Annotated in this window: 19 protein-coding genes and 7 pseudogenes; 4 read left to right on the top strand and 22 right to left on the bottom strand. The window is 58.8% G+C overall.

All coding sequences use genetic code 11. The features are described from left to right. Positions 1 to 326: 326 nt before the first annotated feature. The 3 genes and pseudogenes from tnpA to tnpC all read left to right on the top strand — a co-directional run. Positions 327 to 686, top strand: a pseudogene (gene tnpA / locus CO657_RS24445) (IS66-like element accessory protein TnpA); the annotation flags it as partial. Next, positions 683 to 1,030: an IS66 family insertion sequence element accessory protein TnpB gene (tnpB, locus tag CO657_RS24440; protein ID WP_008536947.1), complete on the top strand. Its 348-nt coding sequence runs from the start codon at positions 683 to 685 to the stop codon at positions 1,028 to 1,030. The pseudogene tnpA and the gene tnpB, both read left to right, overlap by 4 nt. 45 nt (positions 1,031 to 1,075) lie before the next feature. Further along, positions 1,076 to 2,358 (top strand): annotated as a pseudogene (gene tnpC / locus CO657_RS24435) (IS66 family transposase); the annotation flags it as partial. Positions 2,359 to 2,523: 165 nt separating this feature from the next. On the opposite strand, the pseudogene CO657_RS37490 reads toward tnpC, so the two are convergent. The 16 genes and pseudogenes from CO657_RS37490 to CO657_RS24360 all read right to left on the bottom strand — a co-directional run. Next, positions 2,524 to 2,847, bottom strand: a pseudogene (locus CO657_RS37490) (recombinase family protein); the annotation flags it as partial. Continuing rightward, positions 2,848 to 3,527, bottom strand: a pseudogene (locus CO657_RS37485) (IS5 family transposase); the annotation flags it as partial. Positions 3,528 to 3,601: 74 nt separating this feature from the next. Then, positions 3,602 to 3,862: pseudogene (locus CO657_RS24425) on the bottom strand (transposase); the annotation flags it as partial. Positions 3,863 to 3,942: 80 nt separating this feature from the next. Beyond that, positions 3,943 to 4,781: pseudogene (locus CO657_RS24420) on the bottom strand (type IV secretory system conjugative DNA transfer family protein); the annotation flags it as partial. A 2-nt stretch (positions 4,782 to 4,783) separates the two neighbouring features. Continuing rightward, positions 4,784 to 4,963, bottom strand: a pseudogene (locus CO657_RS24415) (transposase); the annotation flags it as partial. A gap of 205 nt (positions 4,964 to 5,168) precedes the next feature. After that, the gene (locus CO657_RS24410; RefSeq protein ID WP_054185554.1) at positions 5,169 to 6,287 is read right to left on the bottom strand and encodes an ABC transporter substrate-binding protein; all 1,119 of its coding nucleotides are present in this window, start codon (positions 6,285 to 6,287) and stop codon (positions 5,169 to 5,171) included. Positions 6,288 to 6,558: 271 nt separating this feature from the next. Beyond that, positions 6,559 to 9,075 (bottom strand): methyl-accepting chemotaxis protein, encoded by a 2,517-nt coding sequence (locus CO657_RS24405; RefSeq protein WP_054185547.1) that lies wholly within the window; start codon positions 9,073 to 9,075, stop codon positions 6,559 to 6,561. 183 nt (positions 9,076 to 9,258) lie between these two features. Next, positions 9,259 to 9,915 carry an SDR family oxidoreductase gene (locus tag CO657_RS24400; RefSeq protein ID WP_245487158.1) on the bottom strand — a complete coding sequence of 219 codons (657 nt, stop codon included), beginning with the start codon at positions 9,913 to 9,915 and terminating at the stop codon, positions 9,259 to 9,261. Between the two features lie 387 nt (positions 9,916 to 10,302). Then, entirely contained in the window at positions 10,303 to 10,488 is a 186-nt protein-coding gene (locus tag CO657_RS24395) for a hypothetical protein (protein ID WP_054185546.1), read from the bottom strand. Positions 10,489 to 10,584: 96 nt separating this feature from the next. Further along, positions 10,585 to 11,847 (bottom strand): NAD(P)/FAD-dependent oxidoreductase, encoded by a 1,263-nt coding sequence (locus tag CO657_RS24390; protein ID WP_054185545.1) that lies wholly within the window; start codon positions 11,845 to 11,847, stop codon positions 10,585 to 10,587. 72 nt (positions 11,848 to 11,919) lie between these two features. Next, on the bottom strand, positions 11,920 to 12,231 hold the full coding sequence (locus tag CO657_RS24385; RefSeq protein WP_013984706.1) for a putative quinol monooxygenase: 312 nt from the start codon (positions 12,229 to 12,231) through the stop codon (positions 11,920 to 11,922). 11 nt (positions 12,232 to 12,242) lie between these two features. Further along, a complete protein-coding gene (locus tag CO657_RS24380) occupies positions 12,243 to 13,343 on the bottom strand; it encodes an NAD(P)-dependent alcohol dehydrogenase (RefSeq protein ID WP_054185544.1) in 1,101 nt (366 codons plus the stop codon). 64 nt (positions 13,344 to 13,407) lie between these two features. Further along, complete coding sequence (locus CO657_RS24375) at positions 13,408 to 14,406, bottom strand: ABC transporter permease (RefSeq protein WP_054185543.1); 999 nt, start codon at positions 14,404 to 14,406, stop codon at positions 13,408 to 13,410. 5 nt (positions 14,407 to 14,411) lie between these two features. Next, positions 14,412 to 15,353 carry an ABC transporter permease gene (locus tag CO657_RS24370; RefSeq protein ID WP_054185542.1) on the bottom strand — a complete coding sequence of 314 codons (942 nt, stop codon included), beginning with the start codon at positions 15,351 to 15,353 and terminating at the stop codon, positions 14,412 to 14,414. Positions 15,354 to 15,362: 9 nt separating this feature from the next. After that, positions 15,363 to 16,889, bottom strand: coding sequence for a sugar ABC transporter ATP-binding protein (locus tag CO657_RS24365; protein ID WP_172599261.1), 1,527 nt, complete (start codon positions 16,887 to 16,889; stop codon positions 15,363 to 15,365). A gap of 56 nt (positions 16,890 to 16,945) precedes the next feature. Further along, complete coding sequence (locus CO657_RS24360) at positions 16,946 to 18,034, bottom strand: substrate-binding domain-containing protein (protein WP_054185540.1); 1,089 nt, start codon at positions 18,032 to 18,034, stop codon at positions 16,946 to 16,948. A gap of 667 nt (positions 18,035 to 18,701) precedes the next feature. Here CO657_RS24360 and CO657_RS24355 point away from each other — a divergent pair. Further along, positions 18,702 to 19,808, top strand: a complete 1,107-nt coding sequence (locus tag CO657_RS24355) for an NAD(P)-dependent alcohol dehydrogenase (RefSeq protein WP_054185539.1) — start codon at positions 18,702 to 18,704, stop codon at positions 19,806 to 19,808. Positions 19,809 to 20,286: 478 nt separating this feature from the next. On the opposite strand, the gene CO657_RS24350 is transcribed toward CO657_RS24355, so the two are convergent. From CO657_RS24350 to CO657_RS24325, 6 genes are all read right to left on the bottom strand, one after another. Continuing rightward, the gene (locus tag CO657_RS24350) at positions 20,287 to 20,487 is read right to left on the bottom strand and encodes a hypothetical protein (protein ID WP_054185538.1); all 201 of its coding nucleotides are present in this window, start codon (positions 20,485 to 20,487) and stop codon (positions 20,287 to 20,289) included. Between the two features lie 66 nt (positions 20,488 to 20,553). Further along, complete coding sequence (locus tag CO657_RS24345) at positions 20,554 to 22,041, bottom strand: NAD-dependent succinate-semialdehyde dehydrogenase (protein ID WP_054185537.1); 1,488 nt, start codon at positions 22,039 to 22,041, stop codon at positions 20,554 to 20,556. A gap of 23 nt (positions 22,042 to 22,064) precedes the next feature. Further along, entirely contained in the window at positions 22,065 to 23,084 is a 1,020-nt protein-coding gene (locus tag CO657_RS24340; protein ID WP_054185536.1) for an ABC transporter permease, read from the bottom strand. Between the two features lie 11 nt (positions 23,085 to 23,095). Then, positions 23,096 to 24,070, bottom strand: coding sequence for an ABC transporter permease (locus tag CO657_RS24335; RefSeq protein ID WP_054185535.1), 975 nt, complete (start codon positions 24,068 to 24,070; stop codon positions 23,096 to 23,098). Further along, a complete protein-coding gene (locus CO657_RS24330; RefSeq protein WP_054185534.1) occupies positions 24,067 to 25,620 on the bottom strand; it encodes a sugar ABC transporter ATP-binding protein in 1,554 nt (517 codons plus the stop codon). Before CO657_RS24330 ends, CO657_RS24335 begins: the two co-directional genes overlap by 4 nt. An 89-nt stretch (positions 25,621 to 25,709) precedes the next feature. Further along, complete coding sequence (locus tag CO657_RS24325; RefSeq protein ID WP_054185533.1) at positions 25,710 to 26,876, bottom strand: ABC transporter substrate-binding protein; 1,167 nt, start codon at positions 26,874 to 26,876, stop codon at positions 25,710 to 25,712. Positions 26,877 to 26,888: the final 12 nt, after the last annotated feature.

Raw genomic sequence — 26,888 nt, 5'->3', positions numbered from 1 at the left:
AGCATGTAATTCAATCGCGCTCAGGATCGTCCTGTGTCGGATCGTATTGAGCCTGCGGGGTGGAAAGTGACGTTGCGGTCCTCGCCGCAAGTGCCTCCGTCAGCCGCGCACTGGTGTTTGCCTTGACAGTCAGCTTGCGCGAGACATTGCGTGCAAGCGCAGTGCCTTCTTTACACCGGCCGTCATCTGGGTAGAAACGTAAGCGCCCGGTGAGGCCCGTCTTGCGAGGTTGAGACGAACATCGGAAGTCCTAGTGCAAACACTAGGAGTAGTCCTATGACGAAGCATCCGATTGAGGTGATCACGTCTGTCGAGCGCCGCGGCGCTGGTCTCAGGAAGACAAAGAGCGGCTTGTTGCGGCCTGCTTTGAGCCAGATGCGGTGCTTTCCGAGATTGCCCGTGCGGCCGGTATCCATGTCAGCCAGCTTTTCCGTTGGCGCAAGGAGCTTTGCCAAATCGAGGAGCCGAAGACGGAAACGGCGAGCACGTTGGTGCCGGTGATCCTGTCCGAGGCCGCGCCTCCAGCCACGCCCATTCCCTCGGGGCCGCCTGCCCCATCGCAGTCCCGCCGGAAGCGTAGCGATGTGACGATTGAGCTGGGTCGGGGCCGTCGTATTCGCGTGGACAGCGACATCGATACCGAGGCGCTGGGCCGCATTCTCGATGTCGTGCTGGAACGGAGATGATCCCGGTTCCGAGTGGTGTGAAGGTCTGGCTGGCGACAGGCCATACGGACATGCGCAAAGGCTTCCCCGGTCTATCGCTGATGGTGCAGGAGACGCTGAAGCGCGATCCGATGTGCGGACACCTGTTCGTGTTCCGCGGTCGCGGTGGTGGCCTGATCAAGGTCATCTGGCATGACGGCCAGGGAGCCTGCCTGTTTACGAAGAAGCTTGAACGCGGACGCTTCGTCTGGCCATCGGCGGCAGATGGATCGGTGGTGATCACACCGGCGCAGCTCGGTTATCTGCTGGAAGGTATAGACTGGCGGATGCCGCAAAAAACCTGGCGACCGACGTCGGCAGGATGAGCAAAAGCACTGGAATGGCTGGGTCGAATATGATTCCATCCTACCATGAACGATGCGGCCGAACAGCTTCCTGACGATCTTGCCAGTGCGCTTGCACTGCTGGCGCAAGAGCGTGCCCGGCGTATGAAAGCCGAGGCGGAAGCCGCCAGTGCCAAGGCGCTCGTGTCACATTCAGAAGCGCTGATCGCGCGGTTGAAGCTGGAGATCGAGAAGGTTCGCCGTGAACTTTACGGCAGCCGGTCCGAGCGCAAGGCGCGACTTCTCGAGCAGATGGAGCTGCAACTCGAGGAACTCGAAGCCGACGCTGGTGAAGACGAACTGGCGGCGGAGATTGCTGCCAAGGCCTCTACAGTCCGGGCGTTCGAGCGAAAGCGTCCATCACGGAAGCCGTTTCCCGAACACCTGCCGCGCGAGCGCGGCGTCATCGCCGCCCCGACGAGTTGCCGCTGCTGCGGTTCCGCCAGGCTGTCGAAGCTCGGCGAGGACATCACCGAGACGCTGGAGGTGATCCCGCGCCAGTGGAAAGTCATCCAGACTGTGCGGGAGAAGTTCTCCTGCCGCGAATGCGAGAAGATCACTCAGCCGCCCGCACCTTTCCATGTGACGCCGCGCGGTTTTGCCGGGCCGAACCTGCTGGCGATGATCCTGTTTGAGAAGTTCGCCCAGCATCAACCGCTGAACCGCCAGAGCGAGCGCTATGGCCGAGAGGGGATCGACCTCAGCTTATCGACACTGGCCGACCAGGTCGGTGCTTGCGCGGCGGCGCTGAAGCCCATTCATTCGTTGATCGAGGCGCATGTTCTGGCCGCCGAGCGGCTGCATGGCGACGACACCACCGTGCCGATCCTGGCGAAAGGCAAAACCGATACGGGGCGCATCTGGACATATGTCCGGGATGACCGACCGTTCAGCGGGCAGTCACCACCCGCAGCTCTTTACTATGCGTCGCGGGACCGGCGGCAGGAGCATCCCGAGCGCCACCTGAAGACCTTCACCGGCATTCTCCAAGCGGATGCTTATGGCGGCTACAATCCCCTGTTCAAGGTTGACCGCGATCCCGATCCGCTGACGCAGGCACGTGCTGGGCGCACTCACGCCGCAAGTTCTTTGTGCTCGCTGACATTGCCACGAATGCCAAACGCGGCAGCCGTGCCATGCCGATCTCGCCGCTGGCGCTGGAGGCTGTCAAACGGATCGATGCCCTGTTCGACATCGAGCGGGAGATCAACGGGCTTGGTCATGCGCCCTTCATCCGACGGTCGAGGGAAGTGAATCTGATCTTTCGTCATCGACAGCAGCACCTGACGCGCGCTTCCAAGGTCGTGGAAGCGGGCGAAGATGGATCGAATTACCTCTTGCAGACGCAGATCAGGATCGAGCCCAAGCCCGGCCTCCCGATGCCAAATGTAGCCGAACGGAACGGAAAGTCGCAGTTCGCCACGGCGCGCCTTCGACCTGGCGGCATCGAGCATCCGGGCTCTCAGCACGCCCAGTTCGAACTCGCTGATACTGCCCTTCATTCCCAGCAGCAGCCGATCGTTGGGTCGACATGGATTGTAGACGCCGTCATGGTCAATGACGCGGGCTTCGACCAGGCCGCACAGTTCGAGCAGGTGATGCCGGTCCCGACCGTTGCGCGCAAGCCGTGAAGCATCGAAGCAGAAAACGGCACCAACTTTGCCGGCGCACAACAGGGCGACGAGACGATCGAAGCCCGGACGGGCGACGGTTCCGCTGGCAGAGCGCCCGAGGTCGTCGTCGATCACCTCGACGTCGCTGAAGCCGTGGTGTCGCGCAATGTCAACAAGATCATACTGCCGTCGCTGGCTTTCCAGATTGGTTATAACCTGCGACTGAGTGGATTGCCGCACATAGAGTTGCTTATCGAGTGGGTATTTGCGGGCGCGGGATGGATTGTTTGGTATCACCGCTTTCGCGCCCTTGGCGGCAATAGCCTGGCGTAGCCGGTCACTGTCGTAGGCGGTATCGGCCATCACGACCTCGGCTGGCATGCCGTCGATTAAGGCGTCGGCCTGTGGTGCATCGCCTTTCTGGCCGGCGGTGAGCACGAAGCGGACAGGGCATCCAAGGCCACGCACTGCCATGTGAATTTTGGTGCTCAAGCCGCCGCGGGAACGGCCAACGGCCTGATCTTCAGCCCCTTTTTTGCACCGGCGGCGTGTTGATGAGCCCGGATGATGGTGCTGTCGACGATCAAATATTCAAAATCGCTGTCATCCGACATCGCTTCGAAGACACGCCACCAGACACCCTTCTGGCTCCACCGGCTGAAGCGACGAAACACGCTGTTCCAATCGCCGAACGCGTCCGGCAGATCGCGCCAAGGCGAGCCTGTACGCACGATCCACAAGACCGCTTCGACGAACATGCGGTTGTCGCGACCCGAAGAGCCACGCGTTCGATCATCGCCGATAATATGCTGCGACATCCGATCCCATTGATCGTCTCGAAGAATCAAACGGTCAAGAACACCCATGACTGCCTCCAAAAAGCAGTCTTGAATCACATCACGGCTCTTCTGGGAATCCCAAGAGTCCACGCCTCCTAGAGCTTTCGGCGGATGACATCCTGCAACATCTCGCGGTCCAGCGTCAGATCCGCGACGATCTTCTTCAGGCGCGAATTCTCGTCCTCGAGCTGTTTCAGCCTCTTCATCTCCGGTGGCAGCATGCCCGCATATTTTTTCTTCCAGTTGAAATAAGTCGCCTGGCTGATCCCCGCCTTCCTGCAGATTTCAGCAACCGACACGCCTTCATCACCTTGCTTCAGAATGAACGCCTTCTGAGCGTCCGAAAACTGCGATGCTTTCATCGTCTTCTGGTCCCTTTCCCAGCCAGGAAAATGCACCGGAAAACTCTAACCAAAATTGGTCCAGTTTGAAGGGTTCAGATCAGGTTCAGGTCAACGTCCGTTTTTCCGTCTGCAAGATCACCCGTCGTAAAACTCGTTTCCGACACCAAGGCGGCGTAGTTCGGGTAGGATAGCCAGTGGGTTTCCTTGACCGCGTTGGCATAGACGCCCGAGAAGGTTTCCGGTGTCATGTTGACGAAGGCCGCGACATTTTCCTTCACGAAATCTGAACTTGAATCGTCGTAGATTTCCTGCAACCGCTTTCGCAGTTTGGGTTCGGCTTCGGACAAGTTTTGCGTACCTGCCGGAGCGTCTGGTCGCTTTCCGTCGTGTGGCCGGAGAGGCAAACGTCGGCAATCAGCGCGGTGAGCAATTGCAAGGCCGAGGCGCGGAAGAAGTCGTCGCGAACCCCACGGGCGCCACCGCTGTCGCTTATAATCCACGATGCGACGGAGGCAATATCCTCCTCCTTCGTTTCGCCGAAGCGGCCGATCCAGTCGAGAGCGCGTTTTCGGATCGAGGACGAAGATGTCGCGGTTGGCGTTGCCACGGTGTTTCGACACAATTGGCGCGACCTCGTTCGACGGATCGAGGACGACGAGCGCAGCGCCCCATGTCAGCGCCGTCGGAATCGTGACTGACGTCGTCTTGAAGCCGCCCGATCCGGCGAAAACGATGCCATGAGACGAGCCGTCGAAGCAAAGCAGCGGCGACTTGCCACCTGCTCCCCAGGTCTCGGCACTGCCGGCGCGAAACGGCTGGGATGCAGTGCTGTCGCGGTCGACGCGATAGCGCTCGCCGATGACGACGCCGCCGGTCTCGGGAAACAATTTTTCGGCTAGTAATAGTTTCATCCGTCCGCGTCGCCGTGCAGAGCCCGGTCTTCTTCATCCACTTGCGTACGAGATTAGCATTCACGCCGTGTTCCCGCGCCAGTTGAGAGACCGAAACGCCGGGCTCTAAACACGCTGCGACAAGCTGATCTCGCGAGGCAGGGTCATATCGACGGCGGCCGTCGCGACCAACAAGCCGCACCTGCAGTTTAGGAGCATCTTCATCCATGATTTGGTGTCCACCTATTTTGGTGGACACTTCATGCCTGAGAGCACTGCGCTTCAGAAGGTGCGCAGAAATTCGCGCTTACGTTCCATCGGAACCGGATCGTTTTTAGAATTCCTGCTGACGCGACCAGCGGCATCCCCTCATGTCGTCAACCCCGCCCCAGGCCGGGCGGGGTAGCTTTTCGCCGCCTATACAGCGTACAAGATCAGTTTGTTGGCCTCCAAGAAAGCGGATCTGCTGGATTGTCGAAATATTTAGCGGCAGCGGCAGCAGTCCACCAAGCTGCATCCTTCGGCTCGAGCCAGTCTTCACTATTGGGATCGCAATCGGCTGGCAAATCCGCTTTTACATCATCGATCGTGTAAGGAATTGCCGGTCGCAGAATGGACTGTATCTTCGGACCTTGGCCCTCCAGAGTACGCATCATCACGTCCCATACGAAACGAGCCTCGGAGCGCGGCGGCCAGAAGTGAAAGCTCCTGCTCACAAATTCAGGATTCTTACGCCAGTAGCATGATGCCGAAGCCTCTCCGCCAAGCACGATCGGCACTATCTCGCGCCCGGACTGGCGGACGGCGTTGATCACACCAGACTCAGCTCCCGACTGAACAATAATACCGTCAATTCGGCCAGGGTTAGCGGCGAGAAATTTCTGCACTTCTGATTGGGCGACGCTGTCTGTCCATTTCCCGTCAACCTGTCCGACGACGTTGATCTCGGGATAGTACTCCAAGGCTTTTGTGGCGCCGACCTGGAAGCTGTCTGAGGAGGCGAAGCCAGTGATTCCGGACACAAGCAACACATTGCCGCTGCCTTCGATCTCTTCAGCCAACCACTTTGACGCCTCAAAACCGCCTTGCATGTTATTCTCTGTCGCATTGATTGCGAACGGCGAGGTCACATAACCGGAGTATGAGATAACAGGCACGCCTTTCGAATAGGCGTACTCTATTGTCGGGTTGAGCGCTGTAAGATTAGAGCAGCATATGATTATGGCGTCGACACCATCATCTACCATCTGCCGCATTTGGCTGATCTGGGCGTTATCATCGAGATTGGACTGTGTAACGACGAGCTCGGATACCAGCCCAGCCTTCTTAAAAGTCGGCAGAAGCTCATTTGTAAACTCATCAAGGACGTTCGCACGCCATGTGTTATCAGCGTAGCTCGAGGCGTAACCAATTTTCCACGGTGGCGCTCGCTTTGCTCTGAAATTTCGAAATACAGATTCTCCCGTGGGCAACCGCGGGTCCAATAACTCGTAGGTCTTCCGCTCTTCCCGTGGCAGTTCACTAAGTCCACCAGCCTTCACCGTCAGCGGCATGGCCAGCGTTGCGGCGAGAAAAAATCCAATAATCAACTCACGTACGCACACGGATAGACACCTTTCAAAGTCTGAACACTGGAAGATAGTTTCTTTGTCTTTAGGTTGACCCGGGCCGTGCTGAATCCTGCGCGACGGAGAGCGACAAAGAGCTACCAGGAGAGAGACCGGCGCATCGAAGCAAAATCGTGCGCTCGGTTATGTAACCTTCATTCGATTGGATGGCCGCATGGCCCGCCATCGGAATGCTTCTAATCTAACTACGGCTGCCTTATGCAGCGACACTTACCCGATGAGCCGGCCTATCATCTGTTAACTTGAACCCAGCAAGCCGTTCGCTGAGTTCGACAGTCTGATCAGAAAGCGTCTTCGTTGCAGCGTTCGTCTGCTCAGCCATGGCTGCATTCTGTTGCGTCCCCTGATCAAGAACATTTACGTTGTTATTGATCTCAGCCAGCGAAGTCGCTTGTTCGCGGCTGGAACTCACAATCTGGTCGATGCGATCAGAAATCTGCACGATTGATGCCGCTATACTGTGCAGAGCCTCCCCGGTCTTGCCGACGTAATCCGAACCGACGGCCACCTCTGACGAAGATTCTGAAATCAACTGCCGGATCTCGAGCGCTGCGGCTGACGACCTTTGGGCAAGCTCGCGGACTTCTTGTGCCACAACCGCGAAGCCTTTTCCAGCATCGCCGGCACGAGCTGCTTCAACGCCGGCATTCAGCGCAAGCAAGTTCGTCTGGAATGCAATCGTGTCGATCAATCCTATGATCTGACCGATCTTGTAAGATGCATCCTGAATTCGTGCCATGGCGCTTATAGCATCAGTTACAATGATAGCCGCGCCCTCTGCATGTTCCTTGACTGCAGAAACAAACGCTTGTGTCTCACAGGCATTCTCCGAGGAGTTCCTCACCGTCGCAGTCACCTGCTCAACGGCTGCTGCGGTTTCTTCGAGAGAAGCAGCTTGTCGTTCAGTCCGGCGTGACAAATCATCAGAGGCTTTGAAAAGTTCGTCGGTTCCCCATTTGATTTGTTGGGTGTTTTCGTCGATATGGGACACGGTATCTCTGAGGACGGACAGTGAGTGGTTGAAGTCACGCCGCAGTTGCTCGAGATTGGGATGGAAGTGGCGGTCGATGGTCTGCGAGATGTCTCCTCGCGCCAATCTAGAGAGTGCCTCCCCGAGTGTTTGTACAGCGCTGGACACTTCTTTCTCAAGCTGAGCACGTTCAAACTCACGATCCGTCCGCTCCTGATCAGCCGTTTTACGGTCGTCTTGCGCACGCGCTTCAACCTCGAGCTTCGAGACCGCATTTCCGCGAAAAACTTCAAGCGCGCGAGCCATATCGCCAATTTCGTCTTTCCGCTGGCAGCCAACGATGTCTGATTGAAGATCACCGGTTGCTAGCCCCTGCATGCGCCTTGCGATCCGTTCGATTGGAGCGCGCAATGTCACCATCAGGCCGGCTCCGGCTAAGAGGGCGACCAAAACACCGGAGACGGTAGCAGCTGCGGACAATAGTCGGGCGAAATCACTTTCCCGGTGAGCGTCATGTTCCTGAGTCGACGCGAACGACACGAGATTTTTCCATATCGACTGGACGGTTTTATCCGCCTCTGCGTATTGCGCCTGCCGCCCTTCCGCGATCTTGACCAACTTCTCGGTATTCTGTTCGATGGCATCCCCCTGTAAGTAGAGGGTCTCCTCCATTTTGGGGAAGTCTGGCAATGAACCGGCTACGCCTCCAACCGCTACGGTGTCACGCGTCAGTTTCGTAAGTTGCTCAACGAGTCGCTCCTGGTTTTCAGTGCTGGCCGCCCGCAACAGGTTGTTTATCTCAATCTCTATCGAATCGGCATCCTGGCCTACCGATGCCACTGCCGCAACGAGCGTCTCCGATTCCGCCAATGGCTTATCCAAGGCTCGAACTGCGTGGGTTCCCTCGATCATGTGCTGTATGGCGTCATCTCGCAGTCGCGGGGCAAACGCACTAAGGTCGATCCCAAGGCTGTGAAGGAAAGCGCTATCCAGCCCGGAATTGGCGACGACGCTGGAGATTGCCTGTTCCAAGTTTGCGACTGCTTGTCCACCATCGCCCGTTGCAACGACGCGCTTGACGGTTTTCATCGCCTTTTTGATCATGAGCGCCTGTTGCTGTGCCTCGGGGGTTTGCATCGCGCTGGCCGGCAGATTCACCAAATTTTCCGACAACCGCTGCATAATTGCCGCCGTGTCGATTGAGCGGGTAGCCTCTCTGAGCATCGTTTTGCCAGAGTTTTCCTGGTTGCGGACCTGCGCACGGGCTTTAACCGCGGCCAGCTTCAGGTCGGCCGCGACCTGCTTGATCTCGGTCAAGCTCGCGGCAACGTCACGACGAATGGACAGCTCATCGTTGTGCAGGGACCACATGCGGTCCATGCTGTCAGAAATCGCGGACATCGCGGACTCACTGCTTTCAAGAGCACGAGTGTCACTACCAACGTCAGTGGCGACTTCCTGAAGCGACAGCATCGTGGCGCTCTGCCCCCTTAGACTTGCCAGGGCCTCATCACGGTTATCCGTAGAACTCTGCGCCAAAAACCGGTTCATGCTCTCAGAGACGTCCCGAAATCCGCTCAAAGTCTCGAGAACTTCGCTCGATAGCCGAAGGCGAGATTGCAGCAATCCGGTCGCCTGTAGGCTCACGACACCGACGGCCGCCAGTATCATGACAAGCGGCACCAGTACTAATAAGACTTTCGCTCTGATGCTGAAAGCGGATAGCAAGCGATCGACGAACATAAAACCTCCAGATGACTAAAGCGGGCACTGCCACCCATTTCTGAAGTTTTAGTTATTCGACCTAAACGAAGAGGAAGAATGTCCGAATGCGGAAAAGCAAAGTTATTTACATCTTATTAGGATTTCCGCGTCGAATTGACGCTCAAACTATCAACCTTAATTACAAGTTAATTTCTTCGCGAATTATCCTCGGAAAGGACTATCGTCAGGTTTCAGGTCGATGTGCAGGACGTTCCCCGTGAGCTTTCCAGACAGTTCTGGATTTGCGAGGAATTGGACAGCTTGAACAAGTGTCCTAAGCGTCTCACTTTGAACGTAAGATGTAGAAACCGCATGTCTGGTATGAACAGCGTTTATCCGAAGCCCCGAGTCGAAATACTTCTTCGCCATCGCACTCGTCATAGTTCGCAAGGCCGCTTGGAGCACAGCTTCGCGGTCGGCCTCTAGCAGCGACTGCTCGTCAAACCACGCGATATTCACAACAGCGAGTTCCTCTCCCTGGAGGCGGGAGCCGAAAGCACTTGTCACCCTTATCAGATTGGAGACGGCATCAAGCCCAAGATCCGCAGCGGAAAGCGGATCGGCGCATTCACGGCGACGGAAGGCTATGTTCACCAGAATATCGACCCGGCTCCAGCGTAGGTAGACCTGATCGACCATTGAATTGACATACACGTCCCTATTCAAATTGACCTTAACCGGAAACAAATTCGCCCCCGAGACTGCGGTTAATGAACTGAAGTCTGAAGGGTCGAGGTCGCCTACGGCGACACGGTAGCCAGTTTCGAGAAAAGACTGCGCAAGACAGAAACCGACCGGGTTTGACGCGCCCACCAACACGCATACTTTGCTTGCATGAGAGCCGGCAGCGGTCTGTCCTCCTTCGATAAACCCTTCCGTCGGCGGCGTCCGGCAAGCGTTGTGAGTCTTAGATCCTGGTTTCACGCGGAAAACGGTCCATGTGTGAAATCGTGAGATCCAGCAACTCGTTCGTATCTCAACAGGGAAACCACACATCTATCTCCAAATCACGTTGTCTCCCGCCTCTCCGACCCCAAGCAGCCACGAGGACATGGAAGGATGATCGACGGATCCGTCGGCTTTTTCGACGTCCGGCTTCACGAGGTCTTTGGCGCGCGCGTCGGTTTAGTCTGGCCGTGCCACAGTTGGACCTTCCATGGAACAGCCCATGGATGTCTCTGGGGAACGGCATCTTTCCGGAAAGTTCTACGCTTTCACACGCGGCTCTCTGACGCGTACGGCATTCGTTTGGCCCTCAACGCTTGCACGCGCAGCATCGTCGAGCGCGTCAACGTCTATTGCAGACTGGCCCTCAGATAGGCACTCGCCATTGTCGCGTTCCACGGTCGAGGTCGGTGGAACGATAATGCTGTCTTTCAAAAACTCGCTCATGTGTCGTTCCTTCAATAAGCTGCAGTTGACAAGGTCTTTCCGCGCAATACCCACGAATGCGTGGCGTGCGTCCGCCAGGTCACTGATGAATCCCTGCTAGACCTCGCCCTTCAGCGTCTCCTTCTGGGTAATAAGGCGGGCAGAGTGATGTCCGGAGGTAAATGCCCAAAGCCAGCTCAGCGCGACCGCCATTCGGCTCCGTGTTCCGATCAAAAAGTAGATGTGTGCAAAGCCCCAGATCCACCAGGCGATGGAGCCCTTGAGCCGAAGCCTGCCGAAATCGATCACCGCGGAGCTTGGCCCTATGGTGGCAAGATTACCAAGATGCCTGTACTTGAAGGGAGGCGGCGCTGAGCGCTGCTTAAGGCGGGCCTTGATCACTTGGGCGACGTATTTTCCCTGCTGCTTTGCAGCAGGCGCGATACCAGGAACCTGCGATCCCTCATCGGTCTTGACGCAAGCTGTATCGCCGACAACGAAGATCTCCGGCTGTTCTGAGACCGTGAGGTCGGGCTGCACAATAGCCCGCCCTGCTCGATCTGTCTCCGCCCCGACCCACACGGCGGCCTTGGATGCCTGCACGCCCGCCGCCCATATGACCGTTCGGCTCGGGACGAACTCGTCCCCGATCGATATACCTTCCTCGGTGCAGTCGGTTACCGGCCGTCCTGTGCGAACCTCGACGCCCATCGACGCAAGGGACCGCTCGGCGTATTGCGATAACGCCTCGTGGAAAACAGGCAGAACACGCGGCCCTGCCTCTACAAGAAGAATGCGCGCCGAAGTCGTATCGATGTTTCTGAATTCCTCGACAAGCGTCCTTTGAGCCAATTCAGCGATGATCCCGGCCATTTCGACACCTGTCGGCCCCGCACCGATTATCGAGAAGGTCAGCATTGCCGCGCGTGCATGGGGATCGGTTTCCAGCTCCGCCTTTTCGAACGCCAGGAGAAGGCGGCGGCGGATGGTGGTGGCGTCTTCCAAGGCCTTCAGCCCGGGCGCGAAGGGCTCCCATTCATCCCGGCCGAAATACGCGTGACGGGCCCCCGTTGCGAGAACAAGGGTATCGTAGGGAATGGCATGACCGCCCTTGAGCGAGACGGACCGCTTCTCGACATCGACGCCCACGACCTCGCCAAGAAGCGTCGTGACATCTTTCCTTCCACGGAATACTGCGCGAATGGGCCAGGCAATCTCGGAGGTCGCCAGGACGGTCGTGGCGACCTGATAAAGCAGCGGCTGGAACAGGTGATGATTGCGTCTGTCGATGATCGTGATCGAGAGGTTTGGACATTTGAGATCCTTGGCCAATTGGAGGCCGGCGAAACCGCCTCCCACGATGACAACTCGATGCTCCATTTCGTCCTCCCGCGAGCCTTTGAAAAACCGCCTCGGATCGAGCGCGTCTTTCGGTGTTGCACGATCACAAGCTCAGTCGCTGATACGACTGCTCACGATGATGGAAGGTGGGCTTACCAGCAACGGAAGCAATGGTTCGAGAACACGCTTGACGTTCGCAGATTCTCCGTGACGCGCGGCTGCCTCCTCGTTCGCCCAACCATCGAGAATGAAGAACGTATTCGGCTCGTCGGAGCGCTGGTAGAGATTGTAGTAAAGGCAGCCCTCTTCCTCGCGGGCAGGGCCGACAAACTCCTGGAGAAGTGTGTTGACACGATCCCGGTTACGCGTCGATGTTTTAAACTCGACAATGAGATGCTGTTCGTCGGACTTGCTCGATGGCATGTTGGAAGCTCCTAGTTGAAGACGATGACAGGCTTGATCACGCGGCCAGCTTCGGCATCGGCGATGGCCTCGTTGATTTTCTCGAACGGATACTTTGTGATCAGCTTCTGGAACGGGAACAGGCCGGCCTGGTTTAGTTCGACCAGTTGGGGAATGAAGAGCTGCGGAATCTGGTCTCCGAGGATGGCACCCTGAATTTTCCGGTTGAAGACCATGAGGTCCAGCGGAATTGGAATATCCTTGCCAAGCGCGTCGAGACCGAGGAGGACGACATGGCCCCCTGCCCGCGTGCATTTGATCGTGTTCAGGATGACGGGAATGATACCCACGGCGTCGATCGCAAAATCGGCACCGCCGCCCGTCAAGGCCTGGATCTGCTCCACGACGTCTGGGTCCCGGCCGTTGATGGCGTGGGTCGCGCCCAACGTCTTGGCCATCGCCAAACGCTGCTCGTTCAGGTCGATGATAATGATCTTGCTGCACCGCCGGACCTTGGCGGCCATCACCGCAGCCATGCCCACTGCTCCCGCGCCGAACACGGCAATGGTTTGTCCGATCTCCGGCTTCATGGCGTTGATAACCGTACCTGCTCCCGTTGCCATGCCGCAACCGAGCGGGGCCGCATTCGTCGGGTCGAAATCCCTGGGAAGCTGCGCGGCGTTGTTTTCGGTCGCCAGGATGTGGGTCGCAAAGGATGACTGGCCGACAAAGTTGCTGCCGATGCCGACTTCATCACAGAGCAAGGCCTTCTTGCCGTTCGGACGAAGCCCCGTCAGATTGTACTGGGTGTAGTTCTGGCAGTTCATCGGGTGAGAGCGCCGGCAGTCGCCGCAGAAGCCACATGAACTCTGGCTGAGCGCAACGTGATCGCCGACCCTTAAACCTTGGACGTCCGCTCCAATGGCCTCGACGATGCCAACACCTTCATGTCCCGGTATGACCGGGGCGGGAGGCCCAAAGATCCCATCACGGAGCAACAGATCGGTATGGCAGATGCCCGTGGCGAACGTCCGCACGAGAATTTCATTGCCTTCGGGATCCGCCAGCTCAAGTTCACGAAACTCAAGCGGAGCTTTCGGTTTTACGGCCACAGCCGCCGTTATCTTCACCATGCTTTTCTCCTGCATTCTCCCGGGTTGACACCGGGAATGACCGGTTTGGCAGATCCTGTGTGGGCTAGACGCGACCGACGCGTGCTCCGTAAATGATTGCCGCAAGAGCGATGATCCCGCCCTGGACGATAAGCTTGCCGGGCTCCTGGATGCCGAACACCGTCAACATCGCAAAGAGGAAACTGAAGGCGACGACCGCCACGAAAGGCCCCGCGACGCCGCCGCGGTCGACGCCGAACGTCACCCCACCGAGAATCGTCGCGGCGAGAGCGTTCATGAACGTGTCGAAGCCGGGCTTGATCGTTCCAACGGCCAGCGCCGACACCTGAACCAGGGCGGCGATGCCCGTCAGCGTGCCCGCAAGCGTATGGGAGACAAAAATCGTGCGGGCCAGAGGTATGCCTGTTATCTCCGCCGCCCTCGGATTGTCGCCGACAGCGCGGAAGTAGCGCCCGAGGATCAGGAAGCGGAAAGCTAGTGCGACGACCACGGAAATCCCGATCCAGACGATAACGGAGTAAGACAGGCCGTAGATGTTCCCGCTCGTCAGGACGCGAAGCCAGCTTGGTGTCGAACCCGGTGCACGGCCCGAACTCATGAACTGGACGATTCCGATGAGGATCGCCGATACGCTCAGCGTCGCGATGACCGCGGAGGCGCGGACATAGGCCACGAGGGCGCCGTTGATCAGACCGACGGCAAGGCCGATGACGATCGGCATCAGGACCGTGACGAAGGGCGGGTAACTGTTGAGGAGCCCGGAGCTGGCGAGATAGATCGAAAAAGCGAACACTCCACTGACCGAGAGATCAATCGAACGCACCCGCATGACAAGAGATTGCGCCAGCACCGCGATCCCGAGCGGCGCTGACTGTTTCAGGATCACGAACCAATAGTTCGGATTGATCAGCGTCGCACTTACCGCGGGGGCCACAGCGATCAGGATTGCGAGCACGTAATATGCCGGGGGCAAGCCGAGCACCCAGGAAAGCACGCGTCTTGCGGTGAGAGTGCGGGATGGCGTCTCAATTTTCGCATCCGTTGTGGTCATCGAGCGGTCCATCTCTTTCAAAGTCCGATCGTTTTGCGACGCTGCGAGACGACGAGTGCCAGCAGCAGAAGGCCCTTGACGACCGACTGGAGGAATGCCGAGACGTTGGCGAGGTTCATCACGTTGTTGACGATGCCGAGGATAGCCGCGCCGGCCACAGTGCCGAGGATGCTGCCAATACCGCCAGCCAGGTGAACACCCCCGAGCGCTGCTGCGGTAACGGATTCAATTCCGAATGTGGCGCCCCCCTTGGGATCGCCCGAGGCAAGGCGGCCGGCGAGGAACATCCCGGCAGCGCAAGCAAATAGCGCCGACAGGATGTAGGCCTTGATGACTGTGCGTTCGACCGGGACGCCATTCATGCGGGCATTGAAATCGTTACCCCCCGAGGCGAACAGGTAGAGGCCAAACGGCCTGCGATAAAGCAACCAGGCGGCAACGAAGGTGGCGGCGATCAGCCAGAGCAGCGAGTTCGGCACGGGCCCGACCGAACCCGCGACTGAGGCCGAAAGCCATTCAGGCACCTTCCCGCCGGGGATAGGAAGAATGATAAGCGCCAATCCCTGGCCGATACCCATGGTAGCCAGGGTCATGATGATCGGATGGACGTTGAGCCTGGCTACGCCGTATCCATTCGCCAGTCCGAATGCGATCGCAACCGCAATGCAAAGCATGACACGGGCAACCTCGGGCATGTCGAGTGTCATGATCGTGGTCGTCACGCTGATGATCGAACCGACGGAAACATCGAGGCCGCTCGTCAGGATCACAAAGGTCTGGCCAAGGGCAGAAATGACAAGAACAGTCGATTGGGCCAGCAGGTTCGACAGATTCTCCGTCGCCAGAAATTCTGGAAGCAGGATGATCGAGGCGACCACAAGGACGAGTAGCGTCCCGATCGACAGCCGGATCGCACCCGCCCTATAAGGTGTCTTCAGGAACTTTGGGATGGTATTCATATATCCTCCTCAATGAACAGCGGCGCGCGGATCGTGCGCGGAGTTCGAGCCGAGTGCGGTTCCCAGAATGGTTTCTTCTGTGGCATCAAGCGCGGGCATCTGCCCGACGATCTTCCTGTCGTGAACGACCAGGATGTTGTCACAGAGCCCGATCAGTTCGGCGTGCTCGCGCGAGGAGACGATCACTGCACCGCCACGATCGGCAAAATCGCGAAGCAGCTTGTAGATTTCCGCTTTCGCGCCGACATCGACGCCACGTGTCGGCTCCTCGATGACAAGAATATCGACCCCCGACAGCAGCCAGCGGCCAAGAAGCACCTTTTGCTGGTTTCCGCCCGAAAGTTTTCCGACGGGCGAGGCCGGGTCGGCGGCCGCAACACGGAGCGACTTTATGACATCGTGAACCCTGGAGATGGAACGCCATGCAACGCTCACCATGTTCCGGTTCAACTGCTTGCCAAGTGCGATGTTGTCGTAGATCGGAAGCCGAAGAAACAGGCCTTCCTGCTTGCGGTCTTCAGGAATGAAACCAATGCCGGCTGAGATCGCACTCGAAAAGCCGGAGGATACGTTCACACCGATCATGCTATCGTCGCGGCGACGCCGGACGGTCACGGCAGCCACGGTTTCGACCCCGACGACTGCACGCATAATTTCACGCTGCCCCTGGCCCTCCAGCCCGGCGAGCCCGATGATCTCGCCCGTGCGTACGGAAAAACCGACTGGCGGGCCATGGTCATTGAGACGAAGCCCTGCCACGTCGAGCATCGGCGATCCAATGGCCTGTGCCCTCGGCGGAAAGAAATTCTGAAGCTCCCGTCCAACCATGGTTGCGACAAGCGTTTGGAGATTGAAGTCTTCCGCCCTGGCCGTCTTTACCCAGGCCCCGTCCTTCATGACGGTGATCGTGTCGCACAGCTCGAACACCTCGTTCATCCGATGCGAGATGTAGACGACGGCCTTGCCTTGCGCCTTCAGATCGCGGATGACCTTGAAGAGATGAGCGACGTCCGTCGAGTTTAGTGCCGCGGTGGGCTCATCGAAAATGAAGACATCGGCATTGGATGTCAGGCCTTTGGCGATTTCCACTGCCTGCTGCTGGGCAACCGTCAGCGTTTCCACGATAGCCATGGCGTCCAGTTGAGGGAATACGTCGGCAAGTAGCTTGCGGGATCGCTCGACGACCTCCACCTTGTCTATCGACCCGTCGGCACGCCGCGGTTCGTGCCCCAGAAACATGTTTTCGGCGACCGTGAGATTGGGGATCAGGGTGAACTCCTGAAACACCGTCGACACCCCGGCGAGACGCGCTTCCTTGGGGGACCGGAAGGTCACCTCTTCTCCTCGCAGACGGATGCGTCCAGCGGTCTGTTGATAGACGCCGGCCAGAATTCGCATCAGCGTGGATTTTCCCGCCCCGTTCTCGCCCATCAATGCGTGGACGGAGCCGCGTTCAAGCGAAAATTGAACATTCGACAGGACTTGGGCCGCACCAAAGGACTTGTTGATGCCGACCATCTCGACAAGCATACTCATGAACACTTCCATCTGCGAGGGTGAAGAGGGCGCGCCTTGTCCGCGCCCTCCATGCGTCAGGCCTTGAAGTACTCGAGGAGCTTCTCATTCGGCATTTCTGTCGGGGCCCAGTAAGCGTCCGTGAGATCGGAGCGGTAAAACTGTGCAAGATTGTCGTCGACGATCGGCTTGGGCCGGTTGGTCCAATTGCGCTGGATCGGCTTGCCTTCGAGAAGCGCGAAGGCCGCACGCAGGGCTGCCGTCGAAAGAGCCGGAGGGCAAATTGGCCCAATCGAAGAAAGCTTTTCGTCATTCCAGCGACGCATCCAACCGTTGAGCGCTTCTCCCGTGATCGGTGGAATGGTGGAGGCCCCGGCTTCCTGCAGCGCGTCCAAGACGCCGAGCGACATGTTTGCGCCGTCAGTCCAGACCCCGGCGACATCGGGATCAGAGAGATAGAGGCTTTCGGCGATCTTCTTTGAGTCCTCGTAGGACCAGCTGCCGTGCTGGGTTGAGGTAATTTGCAGACCGGATTTGCTAAAGACTTCCATCGCCCCGGCGTAACGATCAGCATCGATCGGATGTCCGGCGACGCCGCGCAGCACCCACACTTTTCCCTTGTTGCCGAGCTTATCGACGAGGAACTGCGCCATCACCCGGCCGAAGTAGAAGTCGTCGCCCTGGACCTGCACGGTGAATTCGTCGGTGTCGACGCGACCGAGATAGACGACCGTCGGGATGCCGGCAGCCTTCGCCTTCCTGATGCCTTCCACGGCCGAGCCTGTCGTAAGAGGCGCAATGATGATTGCATCTACCTTTTGTGCGATCAGATCCTCGATGTCGGCGACCTGTTTTGAGGCGTTGAGGTCGGCGCTTCGGAATTGATAGTCGGCGACACGGGCCTTGTTCCTGCTGATCTCGTATTCGGCCTCGAATGCGGTTTGATAGGTGTGCGTCGAACCGGCCAGGCCATAGTGGCTGTGACCAATCTTCCAGGGACCTGACTTGGCAAACTTACCAGCGTCGACGACGGGGTTTTCGCCTTCTGACGGCCAAGTGTCGGGTAGCAGGGCGATCGTATCCTCTGCCCGCAGGATGCCCGGTATTCCGAACGCGCCAGCTGCAATCAAGGCACTGCCCGTCTGTAGGAATGTACGTCTTTTCATCGAAATTCTCCTCCTCTTGCCACCCAACGCGGCCATTTTGTCTGCGACCTGGAGCGCCGTTATCCTCCAGCCATCGCCGAATTCTCCCCCAAACGGCAGATCGCATCATTATGAATAAGCAGACAATCTGTCAATAAACTATCTTGAATTTCAGCTTTTCGACGTGTCTTCTGCGTTATATGACTGATTTATTTATTCTTTCATTGTCGATCGGGTCGATATGGCAATAAGACAAAGCGGCCGCCCGTTACCTCACCCCACGAGTGCGCCAACAGGAAACAGAGGAGACCGCGCCTCGTCGGCGAGGTTCACTAAAAGAAGTTTGGAGCCGCTAGCGCTACCATCGCCCGGAAAAACGAGGACGCGAGGCAGGAAATACGGGCACCACCGTCAGCCGCAGCGTTCGATGAACACCACGTCCGACTCAGTCAATCTGTCAAGCGAATTCCAATTTTAAGACAGCCAACAATTCGGACCAAGATCTAGATCGGCCCGCATATCCGGAGGAAGTATTTGATATTACTATGCTTTGTTTCTTTGCATCCCGTGTGGCGCGCTGGCATGGCCTCAGCGAGCATTTTTGGTTCACTGAATATAATTGACTGATTGTCTGCTGACGCCTACAAGTGTCACCCACTGGCCGAGCGCGCACTGAAGGAGTCATTTTATGAAAGAAGCATACGCTGCAATTTCGCGCGAAAAGGCAAAGCCTCTTGTTCTGGAGTGCATCGGTATCGATCAACCTCGTGCCGACGAAATCCTCGTCCGGATCGTGGCGAGCGGTGTCTGCCACACCGACATGGTTGTTCGCGACCAAGGATATGACGTACCGCAGCCTGTGGTTCTCGGCCATGAAGGCTCCGGCGTCGTGGAAGTGGTCGGGGCCGATGTAAAAGGGCTTTCGCCCGGCGACCACGTGGCTCTAAGCTACGCATATTGCGGGAAATGCGAGAAGTGCCGGGGAGGCACGCCTTATTATTGTGAAGACTTTTTCGGCAGAAATTTCCGTGGCACCCGGCCGGATGGCAGTTGCCCGCTACACGATTCACACGGTACCCAGATCAGCGGGTGCTTCTTCGAGCAATCTTCTTTCGCCACCTACGCCATCGCCAGCGAGCGCAATGCGGTAAAGGTTTCCAAAGATGTTCCCCTCGAACTCATGGGACCGTTGGGCTGCGGGCTGCAAACGGGCGCCGGAGCGGTTCTCAACTGCCTCAAGCCCCAACCGGGATCTTCCATTGCAGTGTTCGGCGCGGGTGCGGTCGGCATGGCAGCCGTCATGGCGGCGAAGATCGCCGGATGCTCGACCATTATCGTGATCGACCTTAACGATGAACGTCTCGAACTGGCGATTGAACTGGGTGCAACCCACATCATAAACGCCCGCAATGGGGATAGCGTCAAGGCGATCAGGGAAATCATTCCCGAAGGCGCAGACTTCAGTCTCGAATGCACGAGCTCGCCGAAGGTGTTTCGCCAGGCGGTCGATTGCCTCGGCACCCCAGGAACCTGTGGACTGGTCGGATCGTCCGCGCTCGGAACGGAAGGGATCGTCGATATCGGCAACTTTCTGTTCGGCCGTACGCTCGTCGGTGTGGTCGAAGGCCAGAGCATTCCCTCCAAATTCATACCCGAGCTCATCGAATACTGGCAGCAGGGACGGTTCCCGTTCGATAAGCTCGTCCAGTTCTACGATCTCGACCAGATCAACGAGGCAATGGCCGATTCCGAGAGCGGCAAGGTCATCAAACCAATCCTGCGCATGAAGTACTAAGCTCTCGTCACGAACATTGTCCAGAAGTCAGCCTCCCAAGGCAACGTCCGGCGGGGCCGTGGTCGTCACGGTCTCGCCCGGACACTCTGGAACGCAGGTGTGAGGCGCAACCCCGTTTCATCATTGCAACGCGACCAGGTCGCGGTAACGATAGTGGGCTCTTCCAGGTCAAAATATTAGTCTGCGACGGCGCAATTTCTCGGCGATCCGTGACCGCCGCATCAAGGCCGCACGCCAATGCAGAATCTGCAAATGTGAAATGAGGTTCAACTGATGCTGCCCTTGAGCCATAAGAGCACTCGGGCCGGCAGGCCGAGCGTCCCGACACGTGCGCCTTGCGTCGACGTGCCACCAGCAAAATGCCAGACAACCGGCGATGATCTTGCCAGCGAGCGGCCGTGGCGCGCTGTCCCGTCCCGTCGAAAAACACCAACGAAACTGTCGCGATGGGCCATCAGGCGTTGGCCCAACGCAAGCCTTAAGCAGACAGACCCAGGACGAAGGCGAGTCTAGCGCCTGCCTCTCTCCGCACATTCCGACGTTCCATTGCCGTTCTGCCGTCGACGTCCGCCTGGGCAGCGTGATCGGCCGGGTCCTGCTCGCGGTCGACCGCCTCGTTTTGAAGGTGGCCGGCGCGGTCTTGACCAAGAGTTTCCTCGCCTTCTGCAGAAGGTGTCATCGGGCCTCCGTGGCCAGCTTAAACATTGCGGGTGGCGAGCCTTAAGACCCGCCACCAGCCGTTGGACTACGACTGTATGCCGCCCATGCAGACGTATTTCATCGAAAGGAAGTCATCCATGCCGTATTTTGAGCCCTCGCGGCCAAACCCCGACTGCTTGACGCCGCCGAACGGTGCGACCTCTGTCGAGATCAGGCCGGTGTTGACTCCGACCATCCCGTACTCCAGGGCCTCCGTAACCTTCCAGACGTTTCGAAGGTCGTTGGCGTAGAAGTAGGCAGCGAGACCGAACTCTGTGTCGTTGGCCAGTTCAATGACCTCGTCCGTCGTTTCGAACCTGAAGACCGGGGCGAGCGGCGCAAAGGTCTCCTCTCGTGCGACCTTCATTTCCTTTGTGGCTTCCGAGAGAAGCGTCGGCTGGACGAAGGTGCCACCACGCTCATCCCTTGCGCCGCCGACAACGATCTTCGCACCCTTGCCAACCGCGTCGTCGATGTGGCTATAGAGCTTCGCCACTGCATCCTCGTTGATCAGCGGACCGATGGTGGCTCCGTCCTCGAATCCGTCAAGAACCTTGAGGGCGGAGACCCGCTCCGCCAGTTTTTCAATGAAGCGGTCGTAGACCCCGCTCTGGACATAGAGACGGTTGGCGCAAACGCAGGTCTGGCCGGCATTGCGGAACTTGGACAGCATCGCTCCTTCCACGGCCTCGTCGAGGTCGGCATCGTCGAAGACGATGAAGGGAGCGTTGCCGCCGAGTTCGAGGCTGAGCTTCATGATCTTTTGTGCGCCCTGCGCCATCAGGATGCGGCCGACCTCGGTAGACCCTGTGAAGGTCAGCTTCTTGACGACGGGGTTCGAGCAGACTTCTTCACCGAACATCCGGGCGTTGTCTGTCGGCAGGACGCTGAACAGGCCGCCGGGTATTCCGGCGCGCTCAGCGAGGATTGCAAGAGCAAGGGCCGACAATGGGGTTTCGGCGGCCGGCTTGAAGATGATGGCGCAGCCGGATGCCAGCGCCGGGGCGATCTTGCGGCAGACCATGGCTGAGGGAAAGTTCCAGGGCGCGATGGCGGCCACCACGCCGACGGGCTGTTTGATGACAATCAGGCGCTTGTCGGCCTGATGCCCCGGAATGGTGTCACCGTAAACGCGCTTGGCTTCTTCACCGAACCATTCGATGTAGGAAGCGCCGTAGGCCACCTCGCCCCGTGCCTCGGCCAGAGGCTTGCCCATCTCGGATGTCAGGATGATCGCGAGGTCCTCGGTGTTGGCCGTGACGAGGTCGAAGAACTTCCGCATGACGCCGGCACGTTCCTTGCCCGATCGTGCGGCCCACTTTTTCTGGGCGAGTTTGGCGACGTCGATGGCTTCGCGGACGTCCTGGAGTCCTGCGCTCGGGAGGCTCGCGATCACGTCCCCGGTCGAGGGATTGTGGACCTGGATCGTCTTGCCGCTCGCGCCCTCTTTTCGCCAGTCGCCTCCTACCAGCATTTCCTCGCGTACCAGGGAGGGGTCTTTCAGGCGATCCAGTAGAGCGGTGGAGATAGCCATTGATATTCCTTTCGATGCAACGTTCAAATCTGATTGCGGATGTGTGGTGAGCGGGCGTAGATCGCGACCATGGGGACGATCAGCAGCCCTACGACGGCCTGTTGTGCCGGGAAACTGAGCCCCAGGCCGACGAGAAGCGAGGTCAGGACAGTAAGGACGAGGACGCCGAGGACCGTCGCGCCATACCCGCCGGCACCGCCTAGAAGAGATGTTCCGCCGATAACGACCGCCGCCACGGTGGTGAACAGGTAGGGATCACCGACACCGACGAAACCGCCGCCGGAAAAACCAAGAAGCAGCATTCCGGTCAGGGCCGACATCGCCCCGCTTATGCTGTGGATCACTGTCCAGATCTTGAATTCCGAGATTCCGAGGCGGGCGGCGGCCGTGCGGCTCCCGCCAACGGCATAGAGGCTGCGGCCAAACCAGGTGTTGTGCATGATCCAGCCTAGAGCTGCGGCAATGACAGCCCATATGACGATAACCGGTGGAAACGGCAGACCGAAGAATTTGCCGTTGAACGCCGAAAGGTTGCGAAGCCACCCAGGGACGGGCGCAAAGACGGTACCGCCGAACTGCGATCCGAGCGAGGTGTAGATCTGGACCGCCCCGACGGCGGCAAAACCAAGACCGAGCGACATGATCAGCGCCTGACCCTGCAGCCGGAAGCTGAGGGCGCCGTTGCTTGCCCCGACCAAAATGCCAAGGAGAAGCACGACGATCATGGCGACGGGCGCGGGAAGACCCGCCACCATGAGGCTTGGAAGCAGGATATTGGCGCCACCGATGATGTATGGGATGGACAGATCCAGCGCTCCAACGAGCGCGCAGAGCGTCTGCCCGACAGACGCCAGTCCCAGGAAGGCGGCGAGCAGGAGGATCGATCGCGCGTTCTGCGGCGACACGAAGCCCGGCACGAGCAGGGCTCCAAGAATGAGCAGACACGCAAGGAGACAGAAGCCGATCGAAATACTCTTGTGCTTGCGCAAAGGGCTGGCGCCACGGGTCGCGCCGATTTCTGTGTTCAAGACAGTGGAGATCATTTCCTTACTCCTCACGCGACAGTGCGGCGGCTGATGACGAAGACGTTCACGAGAAGTGACCCAACGAGGATCAGGCCAAAGGCCATTTGCGTGACGAAGCCGGAAACCGTACCGAAGTTGAAAGTGGACAGAAGATACGAGATGAGGAACATGTTGATCGCGCCGAGCGTCGAGCCGAGCGCACCGCCGCGGCCCCCGGAGAGACTAGCGCCGCCAAGGACCAGCGCCGTCACTGCTTGCAGCGTGTAGGTGCTTCCCTGGGTCGGGTCGCCGGATGAGATCAGCGCGGTGTAGCTCAATGCGGCCAGCCCGGCAAAAACGCCGCCGACCATATGGGCGATGATGCGCACGACGTCGACCTGCACCCCGCTGGTATAGGCCATCCGCTCGTCAGCGCCTGTCATCCGCAGGTTGCGGTAAAACATCGTGCCCCTCAGGACGCCCCAGATTGCGAAAGCGCCGAGCAGAAGCAACAGGACAGGCGAAAATACGCTCGTTCCCGCGCCCCAGCTTAGCATCCAGTCTGGAGCCACTCCTCCGGGACGCGACATGACCATGAGGTTGACGCCCGACAGAACGAGGAAACCGGAAAGCGTGACGATGATGGGCGCGACGCGCACATAGATGATCACAAGCGCTTGCACGAGCTGGAACGCCGCTCCTAATCCCACCGCCCAGGCAATGACGGCCACGGGGTGCGTGATGCCGTTGCCGACCAGCCACGTAATCAGCGTGACGTTGACGAAGCCCATGAGCGGGCCCACGGAAAGGTCCACCGCTCCGCGGCCCGCCATGACGATAGGTGTTATCGCGAGCGTGGTCAGGATCAGCGGCGTTGCAACCAGAATGGCTCCGGCCAGACCATTGTTCGTGAACAGACCCTGGCCCCGGAAGGCGACAGCGCAAAGAAGGACGAGGAAAAGCCCGGCCGGAACGAACAGCGAGCGGTCCTGCGTGACTTGACGGAAAGCGGTTGCGGACATCATGCGGTCCTTTCCAGATCGAAATCAACGGAAGCATCCCGGGATTTCCCGAACATGGCGGCGAGAATTGGTGCCTCGGCGATTTCCTCGCCGGTCAGGGACCGAAACAACGTTCCCCCGAAGAACACGTCGACGCGATCGGCAAACCCGATGAACTCCTCGATCTCACTCGACAGGTAGATGACACTGCCGCCTTTTTCAGCGAACAGGCGGAGCTCCCGGTAGAGGTCGCGCTTGGTGCCGAGATCGACGCCGCGGGCGGGGTCATTCAGGAGGATGACTTGCGGATCGTTTACGAAGGCGCGCCCGATGAGTACCTTTTGCTGGTTGCCGCCCGACAGTGACGTGATCCTGTTCGACGGACTGCCGATCTTGATGCGCAGACGATCCACTTCGCGCTTGAACATCGGTTTCAGCGTGGGCTTGCGGATCACGCCAAGGGGGCCGAGCGTCTTCCTGTAGACGCCGATGGCGAGATTTTCAAAGATGCTTTGTTGCGGAAAGATCCCCTCACGCTTGCGATCCCCGGAGACGTAGGAAACACCGAGGGTGGCAGCATCGTCGAGCGATCGCAGCGCGAACATCTTGTCCGTATCAACCGAGCGGACCTTCACGTCGCCACCAAACGGCTGGATGATGCCGGCCAAGGCTCGGATAAAAGCGTCCTGCCCCTGCCCATCAAGCCCGGCTACGCCGACGATGCTCCCCTTGGGAAGGTCGAAATCGAATAGGCGCGCCGACCCGTGCGCGGCGAGACCGGTCGCGGTTAGTATGAGAGGGGCCGAGAGCGCCTTCTTTCGGGAGGCGTATTCTGTCGCATCGCTCGCGCGCCGGTCTGCAGGCGTCATCATGGACAGCAAGTTTTCCTCGGTAATCTCGTCCTTTCCGAGCGTACCGACAGTTATCCCATCACGCAGGATCGTCGCACGGTCGGCGATACGCACGAGTTCAGCGATCCGGTGGGTGACGATGAGGATCGTCGCGCCCTCGGCACGAAGGCGGTCGATTTCCGCGTGGAGCCGGAGGGTCGAGTCGAGGTCGAGCGCAGCCGAAGATTCGTCGAGGATCAGCACCTGCGGCCTGCGAAGAATAGCCCGTGCGATGACGATCCACTGTTTGATGCTGAGCGGCAGGCTGCCTGCCAGTTGATCGAGGTCTACGGATTTTCCAACGAGCCGCGCCAGGATTTCAGCCGCTTCGGCCCGCCGATCGCCGGTCGACTGCGAACGAAAGACACCGTCACGACCGACATAGAGGTTGTCGAACACACTGGCCTCGTCGGCAACCAGGACCTCCTGGAAGATGGTGGTCAGGCCGACCCGCTTGGCGTCGACGGGTGAGGCAACCTTTTCACCCAGGATCGTGACCTTGCCTGTGTCCGGGTGCAAAACGCCCGACATAATCTTGGCCATCGTGCTCTTGCCGCTGCCGTTCTCGCCGACGATGGCGTGCACCTCACCGGCGCGGGCCTCGAAGTCGCACTTCTTGAGTGCCTTCGTCTCCCCGAATGCCTTGGCGACATCTATCATTCTGACTGTTATCTCGCTGCCCATCGCAGACCCCCCACCCGCAACATCCGCCAAAGCGGCTTTACGATCATCCAATGGTCCGCCCGGCGGTTAAGCCACCGGGCGGATCCGGCTTACTGGGCTACCGGTTTCCAGGGATCGGCGGGACGCTCGAAGTACTGGTCGGCAATCGCACTTGGGAACCATCCGTCCGCCTTCGGTTCGACGAAATCCGTCGAGTTCACATCGCAATCCTCGGGGATCGCCGCGCGAACCTCATCGATTGTGAACGGCAGGACAGGGCGCAGGAAGGACTGTACCTTTGGCCCCTGCCCTTCAAGCGTGCGAAGCATGATCTCCCACATCTGCTGCATCTCGCGGCGCGGCGGCCAGATATGGAAGCCGGCATCGATCCATTCCGGATTCTGGCGCCAGTAACATGCCGCCGAAGCCTCGCCACCCAGCGTAATCGGCACCATGTCACGGCCCGACTGGAGCATGGCGTTCAGCACGCCGTTCTCCTGCGCGCCCTGTGTCAGAATACCGTCGACCTCCGTGGGGTTCGTCGCCAGGAATTTCTGCACTTCGACCTGTGCGACCTGGTCGGTCCACTTGCCAGCCACTTCGCCGACAATGGTGATGTCGGGATACTTTGCCAGCGCATCCTTGGCGGCCTTATCAAAGCTGTCGGATGAGGCGAAGCCAGGGATGCCCGACACGAGAAGCACGTTGCCTTTCTTGCCTATCTTGTCTGCGAGCCATGTCGCCATTTCGCCGCCGCCCTGCGCGTGGTTGGCAGCGCCGTTGATCGCGTAAGGCGACGTCACGTATCCCGAAAACGAGAAGACAGGGACGCCTGCCTTATAGGCGTATTCGATCGTCTGGTTGAGAGCGGTGACGTTCGAGCAGCAGATGATGATGGCATCAACACCATCATCAACCATCTGGCGCATCTGCTGGATCTGGACAGCGTCCTTAAGGTCGGACTGCGTGACCACGACTTCGGATACGAGCCCCGCTTCCTTGGAGCGCGGCAACAGGTCATTCATGACGGCATCGAGGGCGGCTGCGCGCCACGTATTGCCGGCATAGCTACTGGCGTAGCCGATCTTCCACGGTGGTCCCTTCTTTGGTTTGAAGTCCTTATAGGCACTCGCTCCGAGCGGGACCTGCGGGTCGACAACCTCATAGATTGTCCTCTCGCTGGCGGGGAGCTGGTCGACGCCGTCAGCCCAAGCAGTGGTCGTCAGGGCGCTGACCGCGATCAGCGCCCCCATGGTTCCGGTTAAACTCCGTCTCATTGGATGCTCCTC

It is taken from the genome of Rhizobium acidisoli, assembly GCF_002531755.2.
GTDB classification, from domain to species: domain Bacteria; phylum Pseudomonadota; class Alphaproteobacteria; order Rhizobiales; family Rhizobiaceae; genus Rhizobium; species Rhizobium acidisoli.
This window is presented reverse-complemented; position numbering and strand designations above follow the sequence as displayed.

What these genes read in the sequence shown, in the direction of transcription:
- tnpB (WP_008536947.1), top strand. Translation starts at nt 683, where the DNA reads ATGATCCCGGTTCCGAGTGGTGTGAAGGTCTGGCTGGCGACAGGCCAT.
- CO657_RS24410 (WP_054185554.1), bottom strand. Translation starts at nt 6,287, where the DNA reads ATGCCGCTGACGGTGAAGGCTGGTGGACTTAGTGAACTGCCACGGGAA.
- CO657_RS24405 (WP_054185547.1), bottom strand. Translation starts at nt 9,075, where the DNA reads ATGTTCGTCGATCGCTTGCTATCCGCTTTCAGCATCAGAGCGAAAGTC.
- CO657_RS24395 (WP_054185546.1), bottom strand. Translation starts at nt 10,488, where the DNA reads ATGAGCGAGTTTTTGAAAGACAGCATTATCGTTCCACCGACCTCGACC.
- CO657_RS24390 (WP_054185545.1), bottom strand. Translation starts at nt 11,847, where the DNA reads ATGGAGCATCGAGTTGTCATCGTGGGAGGCGGTTTCGCCGGCCTCCAA.
- CO657_RS24385 (WP_013984706.1), bottom strand. Translation starts at nt 12,231, where the DNA reads ATGCCATCGAGCAAGTCCGACGAACAGCATCTCATTGTCGAGTTTAAA.
- CO657_RS24380 (WP_054185544.1), bottom strand. Translation starts at nt 13,343, where the DNA reads ATGGTGAAGATAACGGCGGCTGTGGCCGTAAAACCGAAAGCTCCGCTT.
- CO657_RS24375 (WP_054185543.1), bottom strand. Translation starts at nt 14,406, where the DNA reads ATGGACCGCTCGATGACCACAACGGATGCGAAAATTGAGACGCCATCC.
- CO657_RS24370 (WP_054185542.1), bottom strand. Translation starts at nt 15,353, where the DNA reads ATGAATACCATCCCAAAGTTCCTGAAGACACCTTATAGGGCGGGTGCG.
- CO657_RS24365 (WP_172599261.1), bottom strand. Translation starts at nt 16,889, where the DNA reads ATGAGTATGCTTGTCGAGATGGTCGGCATCAACAAGTCCTTTGGTGCG.
- CO657_RS24360 (WP_054185540.1), bottom strand. Translation starts at nt 18,034, where the DNA reads ATGAAAAGACGTACATTCCTACAGACGGGCAGTGCCTTGATTGCAGCT.
- CO657_RS24355 (WP_054185539.1), top strand. Translation starts at nt 18,702, where the DNA reads ATGAAAGAAGCATACGCTGCAATTTCGCGCGAAAAGGCAAAGCCTCTT.
- CO657_RS24350 (WP_054185538.1), bottom strand. Translation starts at nt 20,487, where the DNA reads ATGACACCTTCTGCAGAAGGCGAGGAAACTCTTGGTCAAGACCGCGCC.
- CO657_RS24345 (WP_054185537.1), bottom strand. Translation starts at nt 22,041, where the DNA reads ATGGCTATCTCCACCGCTCTACTGGATCGCCTGAAAGACCCCTCCCTG.
- CO657_RS24340 (WP_054185536.1), bottom strand. Translation starts at nt 23,084, where the DNA reads ATGATCTCCACTGTCTTGAACACAGAAATCGGCGCGACCCGTGGCGCC.
- CO657_RS24335 (WP_054185535.1), bottom strand. Translation starts at nt 24,070, where the DNA reads ATGATGTCCGCAACCGCTTTCCGTCAAGTCACGCAGGACCGCTCGCTG.
- CO657_RS24330 (WP_054185534.1), bottom strand. Translation starts at nt 25,620, where the DNA reads ATGGGCAGCGAGATAACAGTCAGAATGATAGATGTCGCCAAGGCATTC.
- CO657_RS24325 (WP_054185533.1), bottom strand. Translation starts at nt 26,876, where the DNA reads ATGAGACGGAGTTTAACCGGAACCATGGGGGCGCTGATCGCGGTCAGC.